Origin of the sequence: Pseudomonas sp. ADAK2 (assembly GCF_012935755.1) — a bacterium.
In the GTDB taxonomy this organism is placed as follows: Bacteria; Pseudomonadota; Gammaproteobacteria; order Pseudomonadales; family Pseudomonadaceae; genus Aquipseudomonas.
On sequence record NZ_CP052862.1, the window covers coordinates 1,300,602 to 1,319,747 of the forward strand.

The window sequence follows — 19,146 nt, forward strand, 5'->3', positions numbered from 1 at the left end:
GTTCTGCGTGGGAACGATCATGCACAAGGCACCCCGCAATGTCCTCACGTGTCGCCAGCAAGTCGTCGGCCATACCTGCCCCGCATGTCGCCTCCCCGGCGCTGTTGATCCCTGCCCTGCTGCTGTTCGTTTCCGGCGCCGCGGCGCTGGTGTATCAGGTGCTGTGGATCAAGCAATTGTCCCTGGTGGTGGGCGTCGAGGTGTATGCCATCACCACCGGCACCAGTGCGTTTTTTGCCGGATTGGCCTTGGGCGGTTGGCTGTTTGGACGTTGGTCGGATCGTTTGCAGCAGCCGGTGTTGCTCTATGCGGGGCTGGAAGTGTTGGTGGCGATCATCGGCGTCGGCGCGACGTTCGCCATGAGCCTGGCGGCCAGTCCCTTCGCCTGGCTGGAGCAGCATATCGGCGTACTGGCCTGGGTCCTGCCCTTCGCATTGGTCGGCCTCCCGGCGTTGTTGATGGGCGGCACGCTGCCGGTATTGGTGCGCTCGCTGGCCGCCGATCCGCAGCAACTGGGCAAGGCTGGCGGCCAGCTCTATGCCGCTAACACCGCAGGCGCCATCGCCGGCACGTTGCTTGCGGCGTTTGTGCTGATCGCGACTCTCGGCGTGCGCGGCAGCGCCTTGGCCGCCGCGATGCTGAACCTGCTGGCCGCCGCCGGTGCGTTGTGGTTTCAACGTCACCGTCCCTTTGTGGCTGACGCGCCGGTGAAGCATCACGCGGACAAAGCCCCGGATCGCCTGGCCCTGTGGCTGTACTCCATCGCGGGCGGCGTGGCCCTGGGATACGAAGTGGTCTGGTCGCAATCGATCGTGCAGTTCATGAGCACTCGCACCTATGCCTTTGCCGTGGTGCTGGCGACGTACCTCACTGGATTGTTTCTCGGCAGCGCGCTGCTGGCCCGGCGGGTTGATCGCATTCGTGATCCCTGGGGCGTATTCGGTTTGCTGATTGCCGGTGCAGGGTTGATCGCCCTGTTGGAAATCGCCCTGCTCGGCCGTTGGCTGGTGCTCGCGCAAAGCGTCGCCGAGGCCTGGGTGTTGTCGTTGGGCGCCAGTGAACTGGTGGGCATGAGCACCCGCTTTGCCGTGGCGGCGCTGAGCATCGTGTTTGTGCCGACCCTGCTGCTGGGCGCGGCGTTTCCACTGGCGTTGCGCTTAAGCGTAGGCCGTGAGCGAATCGGCCAGGATGTCGGCGCGGTGGTGGCGTTCAACACCCTTGGCGGGATTGTCGGGGTGATGCTCTGCGGGTTCTTGCTGATTCCATGGCTCGGATTGGTGCGCACCCTCGGACTGCTGGCGGTTGTCGCCGCCGGGATCGGCTATTTCGCGGTGCGCAAAGGTCACCATGTGAAGAAAGGCCGGCGTCAGGCCGTGGTCGCGGTCGGCCTGTTGTCCGTGGTGCTGGCGATCTTCACCCCGGTCAACAAACTCGCCAGCCTGCTCCCTGGCGCTCGCAACGCGAGCCTGGCGTTCTACGAAGAAGGACGCGGCGGCACCGTGGCGGTGGTCACCCAGGGCAAGGGCGAGAAAGCCTTTCAGCGCTTGTATATTCAAGGTGTTTCAAACACTGGCGACGCCATGCCGTCCCTGCGCTACATGCGCATCCAGGCGCTGCTGCCGCTGCTGATCCACAACGGCGAGCCGCGGTCGGCGCTGGTGATCGGCTTCGGTACCGGCATTACCGCTGGGGCCCTGACCCGTTATCCGGGGCTGGACCACCGAGTGGTCGCCGAGTTGCTGCCGTCGGTGGTCAAGGCTGCGCCGCTGTTCAAGGGCAATTTCAATGCCGCCAGCGATCCGGGCGTTGATGTACGCTTGCGCGATGGTCGCCAGGAACTGCTGCGCAACCCGCAGACTTACGACCTGATCACCCTCGAACCGCCACCGCCCTCCGCTGCCGGCGTGGTCAATCTGTATTCCCGGGACTTCTACCAGTTGGCTGCCAGTCGGCTGGAGAAAAACGGTTTGGTTGCGCAGTGGCTGCCGCTGCCAACGCAGAACATCGATGACTCGCGCTCGCTGGTGCGCAGCTTCCTCGACGTCTACCCCTACGCCACCCTGTGGACCAGCGAGTTCCACGAAATGCTGCTGGTGGGTTCGATGGAACCGATTGAGCTGGATGCGGCGAAGATCACCCAGCGCTTCCAGCAGGACAGCGTTCGCAGCACCTTGCAGGATGTGGGCATTGGCTCGGCTGCGGCGTTGCTCGCGACGTGGGTGACGGACCGCGCAGGGCTCGAACACTTTGCCGCCGACGCGCCAGCGGTGACCGACGATCACCCGCGCATCGAGTACGCGCCGTGGGTGCGGGCCAAGGAAATCAGCCGCGTGTTGCCGGCGTTGCTCGACTTGCACGTCGCGCCAACCCTGGTGAATGTCGATGCGGGGTTCAACGAACGGATGAACGCCCACCGCCAGCGCTTGATGCAGTTTTATCGGGCGAGTCTGCATGCCTATGACGGGGATCGGGATGCCTGGGCGCGGGACATTGGTGACGTGATGCGCGGGGATGGCGGGAATCCGTATTACCGGTGGTTTGTCGGGCAGTGACCCCCTGACTGATCGTTCCCACGCTCCGCGTCGGAATGCAGCCCGGGACGCTCCGCGACCCATTGGAACGCGTAGCGTCCCTTGAGGCATTCCCACGCAGAGCGTGGGAACGATCTGTGAGGGCTACTTGGACTTAAGTTTCAAATACGACTGATGCAAATCCGAAGCCCACCCATCGATCACGCTTTTCACGTCATCGGCCTTCATCACCTGGGTGTCGTTCTCCAGCGGTTTGCCGGTGCCTTTGCGCACCACCTGGGCCACCACCGTGTTGTTGCCACCATCGAGGAACACTGCCTCAGTGGCCAAGGTCGTTTCCTGATCCCGAATCCCGCTGGCCGTGCTGACCGCCGCCGCCACCAGCGCAATCGGGATCACTTCATACGGTTTCAGGCCTTCAGTCTTGCTGCTGACGGCGGTGATGGCCGCGCGCACCACCATCACGCCTGGCCCTGGACCGGCGGCCAATGGCAAGGATTTACCCAGTTCGCGCTTGAGCGCCTGGTCGTAATAACCGGTGATGCCATTGAGGGTGGCCTGGGGAATTTTCACGGTCGGTTGTGGCTGGGGGTAGAGCTGGGTCGGCTCGATGTAGACGCTGGTGAATTTGTCGATTTTGAGTTTCGGGTCCATCCAGCGCATGACCTCGGCGCCCGATGGCGACTTGGCTTCCTTTAGCTGGCTGTAGTCCTTGAGAAACCCCGAATACTGGTCGGGCTCGACCACTTTGCTGGAGCAGCCGACCACCCCGATCGAGGCGATACACAGTGTGCTCATCATTAACGCAAGCTTCATGCTGTTACTCCTGTAAGAGGTCGATAACGCGACTGGACTAGGTAGTTATAGCCAAACATCAATAATTTGCCGTCAGCATCATCGAAGATTCATCTAAGGCTGTGGCTTAGCGCACAAAGCCTATTTGACAGGCGCTTGCCATCCGGCAAAGCTGCACCGAGCTTCAAAGCGCGCCTTGAACGGCCAACGCACTCGGACTACGGAAGTCGCAATGCCGAAGCATAAAAATAAAGCTGCAAACCCAAACCCTGATTCGCGTCCGTCCCTGATCAACCGCTACCTGTTTCCCGTCACCATCGGCGTATTGCTGCTGGCCGTGGCGGCGATTGGCTGGTTTCTGTTCAGTAGCAGCACGCCGGCACCTTTGAAGCCTGCCCCCGTCAGCACGCCCATCGCTCAACCGGCCAAACCGGCGGTAATTGCCGCACCGGCGACGATGGTCGATGAGCAGCAATGCCAGGGCTGCCACACCGAGCAGGTCAAGGACTGGCAAGGCTCCCATCATCAATTGGCGATGCAGCCGGCCACCGCCGACACGATGCTGGGGGACTTCAACAACGTCACCTTCAAGGCGGAAAAAGAGACCACCGTGTTTTCGCGCAAGGGTGACGAGTTCTGGGTCAACACCCCGGGAATCGATGGCAAGAACGCGGACTTCAAGGCCGCCTACACCTTCGGCATCGCACCGCTTCAGCAATACCTGATCGAGGTCGGCGAAGGTCGCTTGCAAGCCCTCGGCGTGGCCTGGGATACCGAGAAGCACAAGTGGTTTCATCTCTATCCGGGCCAGGGGGTGAACTTCAAGAATCCGCTGCACTGGAGCAAGCCGAGCCAGAACGCCAATTTCATGTGCGTCGAGTGCCACACCACCGGCTACAAGCGCAATTTCGATGCGGCGAAAAACACCTTCGAGAGTCACTGGAACAGCCTCGGTGTCGGCTGCCAGGCGTGCCACGGTCCGGCGTCCAATCACGTTGAATGGACGGCGAAAAAAACCGATCTGATCCACTCCGGATTTGCCGTCGACCTCAAGGACAAGAACGCCACGGTCGAGCTCGAGACCTGTGCCCGCTGCCACTCACGTCGCGCGCCATTGGGCGATGGTTATACCGTTGGCAACCGGCTGATGGACGATTACCTACCGAGCACTCTGACCCGTGAGCTGTACGCGCTGGACGGCAAGATCAAGGACGAAGTGTTCGAACACGGTTCCTTCGCCCAAAGCAAAATGTTCGACAAGGGCGTGCGTTGCAGTAACTGCCACAACCCCCACAGCACCCAGCTCAAGGCGCCGGGCACTGGCGTATGCCTGCAATGCCACAACACTGCCGGCAAGACCGCGGAGGAAGGTGTCGATGGCAAGGGCCTGCAGGCGAAGAACTACGATTCCGTCGAACACACGCGCCACGCCATGGGTCAGCCGGGTTCGCAATGCGTGGATTGCCACCTGCCGGGCAAGTTCTACATGGGCAACGACTTTCGGCATGACCACAGCTTCAGCATTCCCAACCCCGAGCGCGCTTTGAGACTGGGGACACCGGATGCGTGCCTGACCTGTCACCAGGGCAAGGCCGGGGACAAGGTGACCGAGCAATTCAAGCTCTGGAACACAGCGTCGGCGTCTGCTGTTCAAGCGCCGCGTTATGACGAAAGCCTGTGGCTGATCCGCAATGGTCAACCGGGCGCGGCGCAGGCCTTGTACGAGCAATTACAGCGCAGCAACCTGCCAGCGATTCAACGGGCGACCCTGCTGTCCGAGCTACCGCTGTACCCGAGCGAGCAAGCGTTGAAACTGGCGACGGCGGACTTGAGCAATCCGGCGCCACAAGTGCGGGAAAGCGCAGTGCGGGTGATCAGTGCGTTCCTGCCGCCAGCAGAGCGCGCGCCATTGCTGACGCCATTGCTCGGCGATCCGGTGAAGGCGGTACGGATCGTCGCCGCCCGGGACCTGCTGAACGTTGCACGCAATGGTTTGGGCAGTGCCCAGGCCAACTGGAATGCGGCCATCGCCGAGTACGAAGATGTACAGAAGAGCCTGGCGGAACGGGCCGAAGCCAACCTCAACCTGGCGATGCTCTATCAAGCCAGTGGACGCCCGGCGGATGTCGAGCCGCTGCTACGTGCGGCGCTCAAGCGCGACCCGGATTTCTACCCGGCGCTGGTGACGCTGGTGCAATGGCTGGAGGCCGGTGGGCGCGGTGCCGAGGCGCAAGCGCTGCTGGAACAGAGCGTCAAGGAACACCCGGAAGCGGCGTTGCTATTGCACACCCAGGGATTGTCGTTGATTCGTGCGGGTCAAACGGCGCAAGCCATGCCGCTGCTGCGCAAAGCTGCGACGCTGGAACCGCAGAGTGCGCAGTATGGTTATGTGCTGGCGGTGGCGCTGCATGACAGTGGCAAAGTGGATGAAGCGTGCGAGGAGCTGGAGCGGTTGTTGAAGGTGCAGCCCGCCAATCGCAATGCGCGGTTGTCGTTGATCCAGTATTACCTGGAGAACGGCAAGGAGCCGAAAGCCCAGGTGCTGTTGCAAGGTTGGAAGAAGATGAATATGGGGGATCCGGCGTTGAAATGATCGTGGTTTGATCCGAGGGCCCCTTCGCGGGCAAGCCTCGCTCCTACAGGGGATTGCGCAATCCTTGTAGGAGCGAGGCTTGCCCGCGAAGACGTCAGCTCAGCCAACTCAAATCTCTGGACCAATCATCACCAGGACGACCCACTCTGCGCCGCCAACGCCCGCCGACTATTGGCCCGCATCGCCTTGATCAACGACACCGTCCCCACCAGCAGAATCGCCGCGCCAAACAGGAAGTCGATGGAGTACAACTGGAAATCCTGCAACGGCCCCACCAGCATCACCCGCACCGCACCAATCCCCACCAGCGTCGCCAGGAAATCGATCCCCGGCTCGTCGCGGTAAAACACGTGCATCAACGGCAGGCATATCACTAGCAGCAACAGCAAAACGATCACCTTGAACGAGACCTTGCGCTCAACGCTGAACGCGCATTCATTGGCGCTGTAAGCCTTGTAATCCTCATCGCGCACCATCGAGTTCTTCTCGTTGATGTATTCCACGCGGTTGTATTTCTGGATCGGGGTAAAGGTGTTCGACATCTCCATCAGCGTGGTGATGTGACGGAAGCGCAGGTCGATGCGTTCGTTACCCTTGAGGTAATACAGCACTGGTTTGTAGCCGTAGCGATAGGTGTCGAACGGAAACTCGGTGGCCCGCCCTTGCACGCCGATCGGACGCGATTCCAGTTCGGCGTAGGCGCTTTTATTGTCGGCGGCGAGGTTGCGGCTCAGGGGTTTGATCCGCACCTGTTCGAGGAAGATCGGCGTGGCGCCGAAGGACCATTGCAGCGGTTCCAGGCGCAGGCGCAATTCATTGCGACCCAGGTCGTAGCGGTTGAAGGTGCGCTCGGAAACGATCACCGAGCCGCCGAGCATGAACTCGCCGCGCAGGTTGTTGGTGATGCGCAGGGTCAGTTGATCCTTGCCCAAAGACAGCGCATCGGCCGACGGTGGCGTGCCGCACCAGGCGGTGCTGTCGTAGGCGCCGCCCAACTGCCCGCCGCGGTTTTCCTGGAACACGTAAAAGTAGCCCGCCCACAGGGTCAACATCAGCAGAAATGCCGTCAGCCCTAAAATCTTCTTGCCGAAACTCACAACGCCAGACTCCCTTCTTGATTTCGTCCATGCAGCCAAAAAAACGGCCGAATGCGCGGACTCTACCAAAATGCCAGTACTGGCCCAAGCAAAAACCTCCCTGAACACGCTCGCCCCTGTAGCAGCTGCCGAGCAACGCGAGGCTGCGTTCGGCGGCGAAGCCGTCGTAAAATCAGCCGACGCGATCTTTCAGGTAAACCGCGTGCGCAGGGTTTGCGACGGCTTCGCCGCCGAACGCAGCCTCGCGTTGCTCGGCAGCTGCTACAAAAAACTCAGCGGCGTCTGAACAATGGCCGAGGCTCAATCACCGACCGCCCATACAACACACTCATCCCCGCCAACCCCTTGAGCGCATCTTCAGCCGACTTGTCCTCACGCACCGCAAAGCTGTCGAACCCGCACTGACGCATGTGGCTCAGTTGATCGCGCAACACATCGCCAATCGCGCGCAATTCGCCAGTCCAGCCCAGTCGCGTGCGCAACAGATACGCCTGGCTGTAACCGCGTCCGTCACGAAAGCTGGGAAAGTCCAGCGCGATCAACGGCAGCAGGTTGAAGCAGGATTTCAGGCTTTCGACCTCATCGTCCGGCCCCAGCCAAACCGCGTGCCGAGTCGGTTCATCCAGCCAACGGGCCAACGGCAGAATCAATCGCCCCGGAGGCAATTCGGCGTCAACTTCCCGCACCAGCGTCCACGGATCATCCACATCAATGCGCGCCACACCCTCCTCCAGCCGCAACAGATTGTTCATACCGACGCCTCCAGCACTTTCGGATAGACCCGTTCCTTGAACGGCTCCAGACCAATGCGCTGCACCGTATCGACAAACAACTCCTCGCTCTCGCGGTAACGGACGAAGGTGCCGATGATCCGCTCAATCACGTCGGGCACTTCGGCGGCGCTGAAGGACGGACCGATGACTTTGCCCAATGCGCTGTTCTTGCCCTGGGCGCCGCCGAGGGTGATCTGGTACCACTCGCTGCCGTTCTTATCCACGCCAAGAATGCCGATGTTGCCGATGTGGTGATGGCCGCAGGCGTTCATGCAGCCGGAGATGTTGAGGCTGATGTCGCCCAGGTCGTGAAGGTAATCGAGGTCTTCGAAGCGCCCCTGAATCGCCTGGGCAATCGGGATCGACTTCGCATTGGCCAGGGCGCAAAAGTCACCGCCGGGGCAGGCGATGATGTCGGTCAGCAAGCCGATATTGGCGCAGCCCAGCCCTTGGTCGCAGGCCAGGCACCACAGGGCATACAGGTCAGCCTTAGTCACGTCCGGCAGCACGATGTTCTGCTCGTGGGCGATGCGAATCTCGCCGAAACCGAACTGCTCGGACCAGTCCGCCACCGCCTCCATCTGCTCGGCGGTGACATCTCCCGGCGGTGCAGCAATGCCTGGTTTGGTCGAAAGCACGACGCTGGCGTAGCCCGGCACTTTGTGTGGCTGCACGTTGCGCGCGACCCAGCGGGCGAAGGCCGGGTTCTGCGCCAGGCGTGTGCCGAAGTCCAGGTCGGTGCCGGCCAACGCTTGATACACCGGCGGGACGAAGGCGCTGGCCACCCGTTCGTACTCGACGTCGGTCAATTGCGCCGGGCCATCCTTGAGGTGCTGCCACTCCTCCTCGACTTCCTTGGCGAAGGCGTCGATGCCCAGCGCCTTCACCAGGATCTTGATCCGCGCCTTGTACTTGTTATCCCGCCGACCGTGGCGGTTGTAGACCCGCAGCACCGCCTCGACATAGGACAGTAAATGCTGCCACGGCAAGCCTTCGCGAATCTGCAACCCGAGGATCGGCGTGCGCCCCAGACCGCCGCCAACGATCACTCGCAGCAGCATTTGCCCGTCGCTGCCCGGATAAAGATAGAGGCCGATGTCATGCATCATGATCGCCGCGCGGTCCTGTTTCGCCGAGCAGATGGCGATCTTGAACTTGCGGGGCAAAAACAGGAATTCCGGGTTGATCGTCGACCATTGCCGCAGGATTTCCGCCAAGGGACGCGGGTCGATCAACTCGTCCGCCGCGACCCCGGCGAAGGCTTCGGTGGTGATGTTGCGCACGCAGTTGCCGGAGGTCTGGATCGCGTGCATTTCCACCTGGGCCAGGCGTTCGAGGATGTCCGGCACTTGCGCCAATTCGATCCAGTTGAACTGCATGTTCTGCCGGGTGGTGAAGTGGCCGTAGCCGCGATCGTAGTCCCGGGCGATGCTCGCCAGGGTGCGCATCTGCCCGGCGTTCAAGGTGCCATAGGGGATGGCGACCCGCAGCATATAGGCGTGCTTTTGCATGTAGAGGCCGTTCTGCAGACGCAGGGGCAAGAACTCTTCTTCGCTCAGTTCACCGGCCATGAAGCGCTCGACCTGATCGCGAAACTGCGCAACCCGCTCGAACACCAGCGCCCGGTCATAGTCGTCGTACTGATACATGTGGCCACCTCATCAAGGTTGATCGGGCTCTGCGGCCCGTTTTCGATGAAGCGACTATGAACCTACGGCGCAGCACGTTACAGACCCACCTGAAACCTAAAAAACCGTATCAGAGCGCGTCAGATCGCCGCAGGACTGCCTCAATCTGATCCGTATAAATCGAGTTTTCCTGAGTCTGTTTTGTTTCCCGCGAGGTTTCTACAGTGCATCCCATGCCAGACCGGGTGGCCTGGCAAGACTTTGCATGGATGAACTGACCATGAGCACAGCAACAATCGGGCAGGCCTATAACTATAAGGTCGTCCGCCAATTCGTCGTCGCGACCATAGTCTGGGGTGTGGTGGGTATGGCCATGGGCGTGTTTATCGCCTCGCAACTGGTCTGGCCGGAAATGAACCTCGACCTGCCGTGGACCACCTTCGGCCGCTTGCGCCCGCTGCACACCAGCCTGGTGATTTTCGGCTTTGCCGGCAGCGCGCAATTCGCCGCCAGTTACTACGCCGTGCAGCGCACCTGCCAGGTGCGGCTGTACTCGGACAAACTCGCCGCGTTCACCTTCTGGGGCTGGCAATCGGTGATCGTCATCATGCTGATCACCCTGCCGCTGGGCTACACCACCACCAAGGAATACGCCGAGATCGAGTTCTCCGGCGCGGTGTGGATGACCGTGGTCTGGGTCGCCTACGCCATCGTTTTCTTCACCACCGTGGTGCAGCGCAAGACCAAGCACATCTACGTCGGCAACTGGTTTTTCGGCGCGTTCATTGTGGTCATCGCCATGTTGCACGTGGTCAATCACCTGTCGATTCCGGTGGACTGGTTCAAGTCGTACCCGGTGTATTCCGGGGCCACCGACGCCATGGTGCAGTGGTGGTACGGGCACAACGCGGTGGGTTTCTTCCTGACCACCGGGTTCCTGGGGATGATGTATTACTTCGTGCCGAAACAAGTGGGCCGGCCGGTGTATTCCTATCGCTTGTCGATCGTGCATTTCTGGGCGCTGATCACCCTCTACATCTGGGCCGGCCCTCACCACTTGCACTACACCGCGTTGCCGGACTGGGCGCAGTCCCTCGGCATGGCGATGTCGCTGATCCTGCTGGCGCCGAGCTGGGGCGGGATGATCAACGGCATGATGACGCTCTCCGGCGCGTGGCATAAGTTGCGCACCGACCCGATCCTGCGTTTCCTGGTGCTGTCCCTGGCCTTCTACGGCATGTCGACCTTCGAAGGGCCGATGATGGCGATCAAAACGGTGAACGCCCTCTCCCACTACACCGACTGGACCATCGGCCACGTCCACGCCGGCGCCCTCGGTTGGGTGGCGATGATCACCTTCGGCGCGATCTACCACATGGTGCCGAAAGTCTTCGGCCGCGAGCAGATGTTCAGCACGCCGCTGATCAACCTGCACTTCTGGCTGGCGACCATCGGCACCGTGCTCTACATCGCCTCGATGTGGGTCAACGGCATCACTCAGGGCCTGATGTGGCGCGCGATCAACGACGACGGCACGCTGACCTACTCCTTCGTCGAAGCCTTGCAGGCCAGCCATCCGGGGTTCGTGGTGCGGTTTGCCGGCGGGGTGTTCTTCCTCAGCGGCATGCTGCTGATGGCCTACAACTGCTGGCGCACCGTGCGGGTATCCGACGTGGCGATGGCCGAGCGTGAAGCGCAGATTGCGTGAGGTTTGAGATGATCGAGATAGCGTTGAATCTGTTCGGGGTCGTGGGGTTCTGGCTAGCAATCGAGTATTGCCTGAAACACCAAACGCCCGAGAGCCTCGACGAGGCGAGTCTGATGCCGTTTGCCGATGACCCGGAGGTGGCACGGCGGGTGGAATTGGCGACGGGGAAGAAGGTGAAAGCGGTGGCGCCGGAAGAGGCGAAACCGGGGTGGGGCAACCTCGAAGTCTGATACCGATCGTTCCCACGCTCTGCGTGGGAATGCCTCAAGGGACGCTCCGCGTTCCAATGGGACGCGGAGCGTCCCGGGCTGCATTCCTTTGCTGCGCGTGGGAACGATCAAGTCCCAAGGCAGCGGGAAGATGCTCGTCCTTCAACGACGGATTGATCTAGAATCCGCCCGTTGAAAACACACTGCCAGGAACGTTCGCGGTTGGGTTCAAGCAATCAGCAGGATTCTTGATCGCCAATAGAAGAGCCACCATGAAACGTGCACTTTTTTCAATAATCGCGCTCTCGCTGCTGCTCGGCGGCTGTGAGCTGAGCACCCTGGCGAGCTGCGCCGGGCGCGCACCGCTGACGATCCAACCCGACAGTCTCGCGAGTGCTACAACCGGCAAGCCTTATCGCGTCGATGTCGAGGTAGAAAGACCGAACGTCGCCGTCGCCGGGTTTTATGTCGACCCGGCGCAGCCGCTGCCTGAAGGGTTGAAACTGGTTTATGAAGAGGGCCAGAACCATGCCGTTATCGTCGGCACACCGACAAAGCCCGGACGCTATGAAGTCTCGATTTACCTCAACACTTACGGCACCCAGTGCACCGGCCAGGCGGCGCAACGGACCTACACGCTAAACGTCGAGAGTCATTGAGGCCACACAGCGTCAGGTGTTCGATCAACCGCGCTCGCGGGGAATCAGGCTCTGCAATTGCACGGCCAGGAAATCCGCATCAAACGCGAAGGTATCCGGGTCTTTCAGGCCATTGGTCTTGCGCCATTGCCAGCTGGTGGACGGCGGCAGGCACACCAGTGAAATGCTGCCGTAACGCGCTGCGGTCAAGCCCATGACCGCCAATGAAATCTGGCCACCGGCGCCCATTACATCCGGCACGAACTCCACCGGTTTTCCGGCAATCACAATCGTCAGTTTTTCGGTCTTGAAGGTCGAGCTCTCGACCGGCACGCTCGGCCCGGATGCGACGTACAGCTCGCGGCTGACTTCCAGCAGGTTCGGCGCCTGGACCGGTTCCAGCCATTGCTGGATCTGATCGAACACCTCACCAATGCGCGTCGCCCACACGGCCGATTGCGATTCAAACAATTGCTTCTTGTGCGCTTCGCTTTCTGCGTAGTGGCGAAGCATCTCGCCCAGTTGCCGTATGTCGTCCATTGCGGTGTTCCTTTGATTGAAGCAGTGCTGCGGACTTTGAGCATGGCAGAAGCCAGCGGCCGGCGTACGACTAAAAGCGCGAGCGGTATTGGCTGGGCGTCATGGCCAGGTGTTTGCGAAAGGCGCTGCCCATGTGCGATTGATGGGCGAAGCCGGCATCCAGGGCAATAGTGGCCAGGGACAGATTCGTTTGCTCGATCAGCCGCCGCGCCGCTTGCAGGCGCACTTCGACCAGATACGCATGGGGCGTGAGGCCGATAGCGCGGGTGAAGTCGCGCAGAAAGCGCAGTTCGTTGTGCCCGTAGGTGGCGGCCAACTGCTCCAGGCTCAGGGGTTGATGGAACTGCACGGCAATCTGATCCAAAACCTGGCTGAACGCCTTGGGCGTGAGCCTTTGTGCAGCATCGGCTTGTCCGTTCGCCAGACCGACGAACGCCAGCGCCGCTTGTTCCAGGGCCAACCGGTCAGGCTGCGGATTGATCAGCAGGCGCCGCAACGTCCGCGCCAATCCCAGCGCCGGGCCGTGGCCTGCGGACTGCACGCGGTGATTAACCGAAGGCAAGTGTTGACGGGCAAACTGTTCGTCCATCCGCAGCAGCAGGTATTCGCCACCACTGGCCGATTCGGAAAACACCTCGACGCCAACCGGGGTGCGCGCCAGTACGCCGGGCAAGGTGTCGAAGTCCACCCGCCGGTCGGAATCGATGGCATGCACGCCTTGCTGACGCTCCAGGGTCACGCCGAGCGTGTGCCATTGCGCCGGGTCCCGTGCGCTGTACGCCGCCCGCGGCAGCAGTTGCAGGCACAGTTGATCGTCCAGCAGGCGTTGGCTCAGCATGTGAAATTTCCTGATAGATCGACGCTCGAATCCACGGGAGACTCTCAATCAAAGGGTTGCCATCAAACAGGAGCACAGCATGCGCACTATCGGCCTTATCGGCGGCATGAGCTGGGAGTCCAGCGCCGAATACTATCGCCTGATCAACCAGCAGGTTCGCGACCGCCTCGGGCCGTTGCGTTCAGCGCAATTGCTAATGTACAGCGTCGACTTCGGGCCTGTCGAACAGGCCCAGCATGCCGGGCGCTGGGACGACGCGGCGGCGATTCTGGTGGATGCCGCGCGCAGGCTTGAGGCCGGTGGCGCTGACTGCGTAGTGCTGTGTACCAACACCATGCACAAGGTGGCCGCGCAGATTCAGGCCGCGATCAGCATCCCGTTCCTGCACATTGCCGACCCGACCGGTCAAGCGGCGGTCGAGGCCGGAGCGCTCAAGGTGGGCTTGCTGGGCACCGCATTTACCATGGAACAGGACTTTCTCAAGGATCGCCTGACAGCCATGGGCCTGACGGTGCTGGTGCCGGAAACCGAGGAGCGCCAGGCAGTGCACCGGATCATCTACGACGAGCTGTGCGTCGGGGTGATCAGCGAAGCGTCACGCAAGGTCTATCAGCAAGTCATCGAATCACTCACTGCCCGGGGCGCCCAGGCGATCATCCTCGGTTGCACAGAAATCGGCCTGCTGATCAAACCCGAGCACAGCGCCCTGCCCCTGCTCGACACCACCGAACTGCATGCACAGGCGGCGGTGGCGTTTGCATTAGGCGAGTGACTCAACCGACCTTGGGCGTGGCGCGCAGGCGCGCCATGCTCAAGGCATCCACCAGCACGCCGTCACGCACGGCGTAGTCGCGGAACAGGCCTTCGTCTTCAAAGCCGAACTTGCGGTAGAGCCCGATGGCGGCTTCGTTGTCGGCGTAGACCGAGAGTTCGACCCGGCGCAGGTTCATCCAGTTATCGGCGATGTCCAGTGCCGTCGCCAGCAGTTTTGAGCCGACACCCTTGCCCTGCCATTCCACCGCGACGCCCATGCCAAGGTTGCCGGCGTGGCTGCGGCGGATGCGCGAGAACTGCTCCAGGCCGATATTGCCAATGACCACACCCTGATGCAGCGCCACCAATTGCACCACCCGTTCGTTTTCCGGCATCAGGCGTTTGCGCCAGACCTCGGTGGACTGAAACGGCATTTGCAGCACTTGACGGGTAATGGCCGGGTCGTTGTAGAGCGCGGTGATGCCGTCGATGTGGGATTCGCTGAAGCGTTGGATAGTGATGATGGAGTCGGTCGGAGCCATGGTGATTCTTCCTTGAGTGGCCCCTGACTCTAACCCGCGATCGACCTGACTGGCGAGATCTCCTGTGGCAGCGACCTCCTCCAGCGTTGGCCATTAAGGCTCGAACCAGTCCCGCCGCTCATGGAAGGTGTTGCGGATCAGCTGCGCAAGTTCCTGCACCTCGGTCTGTTGCCGGGAATCGGCATTGACCGCCAGCCAGGCATGTCGCTGCATCGGTTCGCTGAACAAGCCTGGCAAGGCAATCAGGGCGCGGTCGAAACGGCTGATGTAGCCGGGCAGCAAGCCAATGCACGCGCTGCATCGGATCATCTCCAGCATCAGTTCGTAGGATTGCAATTGCACGACCCCGGCCAGGCGTTGCTCCACCAGCTGGTTCCAAGGTGCAAAGCTGTCGATCTGCCGGTCATGCTGCCAGTGCACCAACATGAAATCCGCCAGATCGTCGAGGCTGTCTGGCCGCGACGTCACCCGTGAATAGCGTTTGGCAATGTGCGGAAAATAGTCCAGTCGCGCCAGGTGTTGCGGCTCATCGGTCGCAAACGTCGGCCCGGGCAACGGTGAATCAACGGCTCCCAGCCACAGCACCACGTCGGCGCTGACGGCTTGCAAGGCGAGTTCGCTGTCCAGAGAAATGATGTCCAGGCGCACGCTGGCGTTACGTCGCAGCAGCGAAATCAGGTCGCGGCCAAGGATGTCATGCAGGATCGACTCGGCCACCGCCAGGCGAATCAGCGGCTGCTCGACCAGCGGCAATGTGCGTTCGTGGGCCAGCGCGATCAATTGGGCATGCAGTTGCAGGCCCTCGCGGCTGAGGGTCAGGTTGCTGCCCTGGAAGTTGAACAGGGAACGCTGCAACTGCGCTTCCAGTTGCCCCAGTTGCTTGCGTAACACGGTCGTCCTGACGTTGAGGCTGCGCGCGGCCTGCATGAAGCAGCCACACCTTGCGCTGACCATGAAGTACTGCGCCACCTCGGCTTCGATCCCGGCCGCCAGCGCCAGCCAGGATTCGGTTTGCACTTCGCGGCAGCGATAATTGTCAGTGTCTTGAAGCCCTGCGGGTTCTATGAATGCCATCGATGACTCCCTGTCGTTCTTGTTCGTCGAGCGTCCTTTGCCATTGTTGCCTGAACATTGCTGCACTTGTGTGTCAGGGGGGCAGGCTGCGATCTTTTAACGAAAGTCAGGCATACACCGGCCAGGTATCGACGATTTTTCCCTCGCGAACCGCCAGCAAATCCCCAAACTGCAACAGCACCGACTCGGTCTGCGTCGGACGCAAGAACACCTGATCCTCCACCGCCAACCCCACGGCGCTGGAACCATTGACCATTTCCTGATTGGAACTGCGCCCATACACGCTGTTGCTCTGCAAGCCTTGGGGCGATTCGAACTCGGCCATCCAGTTGCCGCCGTAAATAAAGAACGTCTCGCGCTGATTGGCGTCCCACCACGAGAACAACTTCGACTTGTCATCCAGCGCCGGAATGTTCACCGCCCCGGTGCTTTTCAATACCGGCGTGGCGATGTACGCCGCCGGCACATGCTCCACCAGCGACGGTAAATCGTAGTGCGTCGGCTTAAGCATCGCCGTGCCCACCGACACTTCGCTGCTCAAACTTTCCTTCTCATGCAGGCGATAACTCGGACTGCCGGCAGTGTTGAGCGTCAGCCCTTCATGCCATAGCCCCGGATACTGCTGACGGGTGAAATCGACACAGCGGTGGTAGATCTGCATCACCTTGGCAAACAGCTCCTCGGGCGAACCGAGAATCCCCGGCACACCCATGCCCACGAACGGGTCGTACCCCATGAACCCGGCGAATTCCAGGTGTTGCGGGTGGGCGCTGATCAGCGTCAGCATTTGCCCGAGTACGCCCAGGTCGCTGATGCCGCCACGGTGCAGGCCAACGTCCAGTTCGATATTCACCCGCAACCGCGTGCCCAATCCTTGCGCCAAAGCCAGGTACTGCTGGAGCCGTTCGGGAGTATCGAGCAACCATTGCAGCTGCTTGGCCGGGTCGAACGGCCCTTTGTGGGTTTCATAAAACAGCTGCGCCGAGCGCACCGGCAGCGGTTTGCCCAACAGGATGTCGGCGTCGGGAAACTGCACGGCGTCATGGTTGAGAAACGGCTGGTGAAACGACATCAAGCGCTTCGTTCCGGCGCGCTGGGCGATATAGCTCAGCAGCCCCGGCGCCGGCAGGGATTTCTCCACCAGTCGCAGATGTTTACCGGCGCGCTGCACCGACTTCATTACCACGTCGATGTTGTGATCGAGGCGATCCAGATCGATCAGCATCACCGGACGCATCGGGCCGTGAGCCTTCAGTTCACGGTTCAAGGCGCGGAAATAATCGCTGTACGACCCTCCTCGATCCCCCGGCCGTAGCCAGGCGCCCACACCCACCAGCAAGGCGCCCACGCCCAAGGTGCCAAGCAGAAAATTGCGACGATTGACGGCCATCAGCTCACCCCCAGAATCGACGACAGGTGCGCGTTGAGAAACTTGCCGCTGGGGTCCAGCGCCTGTCGAACCTCAATGAATTCCCGCCAACGCGGGTACAACGGCTGCAGGTTTTTAGCGTTCAGGGTATGCAACTTGCCCCAGTGCGGCCGGCCGTTGTATTTCCAGAAGATCGGCTCGACGGCGGCGAAGAAGTTGTGATGATCCATCTGGTAATGCTGGTGGACCGAGATCGAACAACTGTCGCGGCCTTCGAACATGCTTAGCGGAATATCGTCAGCCTTCACATAGCGATACTCGATGGGAAACCAGGTGCGCAGGTCCTTGTCCTGAATCAGCTTGAGGATTTCCCGCAAGCAGGCCGGGCCGTGTTCCGCCGGCACCGAATATTCCATCTCGTTAAAACGCACGGTGCGCACGTTGGCGTAGATGTCGAACGAGTCGCCGACCCGGTCATCGAAGCTGGCGAGGTGGCGCAGGTTGTTGAGCAGCGTGCGGCGTAGGTCGGGGTAGTCGCTGCCGTACTTGTCGATCTTCTCGATCAGGGTCACGAACTCGTTGCCGCCCTCCTCATCCGCCGGGATCGGCGGCGTGGCCGGGTCAGTGGTTTCGTTCAGGGCGATGGACAAGGCGTAGTCGGAATGAGTGACCACGAGCATTTCCCAGTGCTGGTTTTCCTGGGTGTTTTTGTCGATGTCCTCCAGCAACTCTTCGGTCCTGGCGATCCATTGGCGCTCTCTTAAACGATACGCCGGGCGGTTTTGCAGCCTGATTCTGGTGGCCACGCCCAAAGCGCCAAGTGACACACGGGCCGCGCTGAACACTTCGGGATGGCGGGTACTGTCGCAGTCCACAACTTCGCCGCTGGCGGTCACCAGTTGCAGGCCGCAGACGTGGGCCGAATAGGACTGAAAGGCTTTGCCGGTGCCGTGGGTCGAGGTGGAGATGGCGCCGGCGAGGGTCTGGTAGTCGATGTCGGCCATGTTGGGCAGGGCCTGGCCGATGTCCTTGAGCGGTGTACCCATGCGTGACATCGGCGTGCCGGCGGCGAACTCGGCCTGCAAGGTGTTGGGGTCGTGATCGAGCAGACCGGTGAAGTAGCTCAGGGACACCAGCGTGCCATCGGTGGGCACCAGCGCACTGAAGGAATGGGCCGAGCCGACGGGTCTTACTTTACTGGGCGCCTGGCGAATCACCTGGGTCAGCTCATCGAGGTTTTTTGGCGCCAGACGCGCTGCCGGCAGGCAACTCTGGCCGCCGGACCAGTTGCGCCAGGGAATCAGCCGCGGTGCACGCAGGAACTCGGCCAGCGCCGGGGTTGAGCCGAGCGCGGTGAAGGCACCGATGACGCTCGCCCGTTGCAGTAACTGACGTCGAGTCAGGTCCATCGTCATGAGTGCACCTGCCGTTCTTATTGTGGGATGGACTGACCGGACATAAAGGCAATCAGCGCCAGGAACTCTTGCTCCGAACACTGCATGCACAAGCCCATCGGCGGCATGCCGTTGTAGCCGTTGATCGCATGATCGAGCAGCGTGTCGGTACCCTGCAGCACCCGCGGTTCCCAGGCTTTTTGATCGCCGGTCAGCGGTGCTCCGGCGGCGGGGTTGGCGTGGCAGAGCTTGCAACTGTTGGCGTAGACCTGGGCCAGTGCCGCGTCTGTGGGCATGGCGTTGGCCGCTTCGATGCGGGTGGTCGGGGTTTTCGGTTCATCGCCGCAACCGTTGAGCAGTGCGGCGAAGACACAGCCCACCAACGCAAAACAACGGCTAGGCTTTTCAGTGAATCGACGTGCCCGCATGGCGGTCCTCTCTTGTGGTGCCCCGCAGTGCAAGGCACCTTTTTATTGTGATCAAGGCGAGGTCAACACTAAGGCACCGGCGCGCCCGGGTTGAGGGCATTGGGGGCCAACAAGGGGGGCATCTGAGGCCATGACCCGCCCCGCCATCCAGCGGACCTCGCGGCGCAAACGCTGAGATGAGTCATGACAAGCAAGGCCCAGGTCTGCTAAAACGATTCATCAGCGCATCACAGAAT

At 61.3% G+C, this 19,146-nt stretch carries 18 protein-coding genes; 7 read left to right on the forward strand and 11 right to left on the reverse strand.

Annotated features, from left to right (window positions below; genetic code table 11):
- Window positions 1-38 precede the first annotated feature (38 nt).
- Window positions 39-2,552 (forward strand): fused MFS/spermidine synthase, encoded by a 2,514-nt coding sequence (locus HKK52_RS05700; RefSeq protein WP_169369946.1) that lies wholly within the window; start codon window positions 39-41, stop codon window positions 2,550-2,552.
- A gap of 123 nt (window positions 2,553-2,675) precedes the next feature.
- Here HKK52_RS05700 and HKK52_RS05705 read toward each other — a convergent pair whose 3' ends face one another.
- Entirely contained in the window at window positions 2,676-3,347 is a 672-nt protein-coding gene (locus HKK52_RS05705; protein ID WP_169369947.1) for a DUF3313 domain-containing protein, read from the reverse strand.
- Window positions 3,348-3,558: 211 nt separating this feature from the next.
- Between HKK52_RS05705 and HKK52_RS05710 the strand changes: the two genes are divergently transcribed.
- Complete coding sequence (locus HKK52_RS05710; RefSeq protein WP_169369948.1) at window positions 3,559-5,919, forward strand: tetratricopeptide repeat protein; 2,361 nt, start codon at window positions 3,559-3,561, stop codon at window positions 5,917-5,919.
- A gap of 128 nt (window positions 5,920-6,047) precedes the next feature.
- Here the strand turns inward: HKK52_RS05710 and HKK52_RS05715 are convergent, their stop codons facing one another.
- Window positions 6,048-7,016, reverse strand: coding sequence for a hypothetical protein (locus HKK52_RS05715; protein WP_169369949.1), 969 nt, complete (start codon window positions 7,014-7,016; stop codon window positions 6,048-6,050).
- 70 nt (window positions 7,017-7,086) lie between these two features.
- Between HKK52_RS05715 and HKK52_RS05720 the strand changes: the two genes are divergently transcribed.
- A complete protein-coding gene (locus tag HKK52_RS05720; RefSeq protein ID WP_169369950.1) occupies window positions 7,087-7,302 on the forward strand; it encodes a hypothetical protein in 216 nt (71 codons plus the stop codon).
- Here HKK52_RS05720 and HKK52_RS05725 read toward each other — a convergent pair.
- Window positions 7,289-7,768, reverse strand: coding sequence for a DUF934 domain-containing protein (locus HKK52_RS05725; RefSeq protein WP_169369951.1), 480 nt, complete (start codon window positions 7,766-7,768; stop codon window positions 7,289-7,291). The two genes, HKK52_RS05720 and HKK52_RS05725, sit on opposite strands and share 14 nt — an antisense overlap.
- A complete protein-coding gene (locus tag HKK52_RS05730) occupies window positions 7,765-9,438 on the reverse strand; it encodes a nitrite/sulfite reductase (RefSeq protein ID WP_169369952.1) in 1,674 nt (557 codons plus the stop codon). Before HKK52_RS05730 ends, HKK52_RS05725 begins: the two co-directional genes overlap by 4 nt.
- Window positions 9,439-9,697: 259 nt before the next feature.
- Here HKK52_RS05730 and ccoN point away from each other — a divergent pair, with 259 nt between their 5' ends.
- The 3 genes from ccoN (at window position 9,698) to HKK52_RS05745 (ending at window position 11,993) form a co-directional block, all read left to right on the forward strand.
- Window positions 9,698-11,125 (forward strand): cytochrome-c oxidase, cbb3-type subunit I, encoded by a 1,428-nt coding sequence (gene ccoN / locus HKK52_RS05735; protein WP_169369953.1) that lies wholly within the window; start codon window positions 9,698-9,700, stop codon window positions 11,123-11,125.
- Between the two features lie 8 nt (window positions 11,126-11,133).
- Window positions 11,134-11,355: a cbb3-type cytochrome c oxidase subunit 3 gene (locus tag HKK52_RS05740; protein WP_169369954.1), complete on the forward strand. Its 222-nt coding sequence runs from the start codon at window positions 11,134-11,136 to the stop codon at window positions 11,353-11,355.
- 251 nt (window positions 11,356-11,606) lie between these two features.
- Window positions 11,607-11,993: a putative Ig domain-containing protein gene (locus HKK52_RS05745; RefSeq protein ID WP_169369955.1), complete on the forward strand. Its 387-nt coding sequence runs from the start codon at window positions 11,607-11,609 to the stop codon at window positions 11,991-11,993.
- A 24-nt stretch (window positions 11,994-12,017) separates the two neighbouring features.
- On the opposite strand, the gene HKK52_RS05750 is transcribed toward HKK52_RS05745, so the two are convergent.
- Both HKK52_RS05750 and HKK52_RS05755 read right to left on the reverse strand, forming a co-directional pair.
- Window positions 12,018-12,512 carry a hypothetical protein gene (locus HKK52_RS05750; protein WP_169369956.1) on the reverse strand — a complete coding sequence of 165 codons (495 nt, stop codon included), beginning with the start codon at window positions 12,510-12,512 and terminating at the stop codon, window positions 12,018-12,020.
- Window positions 12,513-12,582: 70 nt separating this feature from the next.
- On the reverse strand, window positions 12,583-13,350 hold the full coding sequence (locus tag HKK52_RS05755) for a helix-turn-helix domain-containing protein (RefSeq protein ID WP_169369957.1): 768 nt from the start codon (window positions 13,348-13,350) through the stop codon (window positions 12,583-12,585).
- Between the two features lie 79 nt (window positions 13,351-13,429).
- On the opposite strand from HKK52_RS05755, the gene HKK52_RS05760 reads away from it, so the two are divergent.
- Complete coding sequence (locus tag HKK52_RS05760) at window positions 13,430-14,122, forward strand: aspartate/glutamate racemase family protein (RefSeq protein WP_169369958.1); 693 nt, start codon at window positions 13,430-13,432, stop codon at window positions 14,120-14,122.
- 1 nt (window position 14,123) lies between these two features.
- On the opposite strand, the gene HKK52_RS05765 is transcribed toward HKK52_RS05760, so the two are convergent.
- From HKK52_RS05765 to HKK52_RS05785, 5 genes are all read right to left on the reverse strand, one after another.
- Complete coding sequence (locus HKK52_RS05765) at window positions 14,124-14,645, reverse strand: GNAT family N-acetyltransferase (RefSeq protein ID WP_169369959.1); 522 nt, start codon at window positions 14,643-14,645, stop codon at window positions 14,124-14,126.
- A gap of 93 nt (window positions 14,646-14,738) precedes the next feature.
- Window positions 14,739-15,719, reverse strand: coding sequence for a LysR family transcriptional regulator (locus tag HKK52_RS05770; protein ID WP_169369960.1), 981 nt, complete (start codon window positions 15,717-15,719; stop codon window positions 14,739-14,741).
- A gap of 106 nt (window positions 15,720-15,825) precedes the next feature.
- Window positions 15,826-17,109 (reverse strand): DSD1 family PLP-dependent enzyme, encoded by a 1,284-nt coding sequence (locus HKK52_RS05775; RefSeq protein ID WP_237150704.1) that lies wholly within the window; start codon window positions 17,107-17,109, stop codon window positions 15,826-15,828.
- Window positions 17,109-18,503 carry a D-arabinono-1,4-lactone oxidase gene (locus HKK52_RS05780; RefSeq protein WP_442962279.1) on the reverse strand — a complete coding sequence of 465 codons (1,395 nt, stop codon included), beginning with the start codon at window positions 18,501-18,503 and terminating at the stop codon, window positions 17,109-17,111. Before HKK52_RS05780 ends, HKK52_RS05775 begins: the two co-directional genes overlap by 1 nt.
- Before the next feature lie 17 nt (window positions 18,504-18,520).
- Window positions 18,521-18,910 carry a c-type cytochrome gene (locus tag HKK52_RS05785; RefSeq protein ID WP_169369961.1) on the reverse strand — a complete coding sequence of 130 codons (390 nt, stop codon included), beginning with the start codon at window positions 18,908-18,910 and terminating at the stop codon, window positions 18,521-18,523.
- Window positions 18,911-19,146 lie beyond the last annotated feature (236 nt).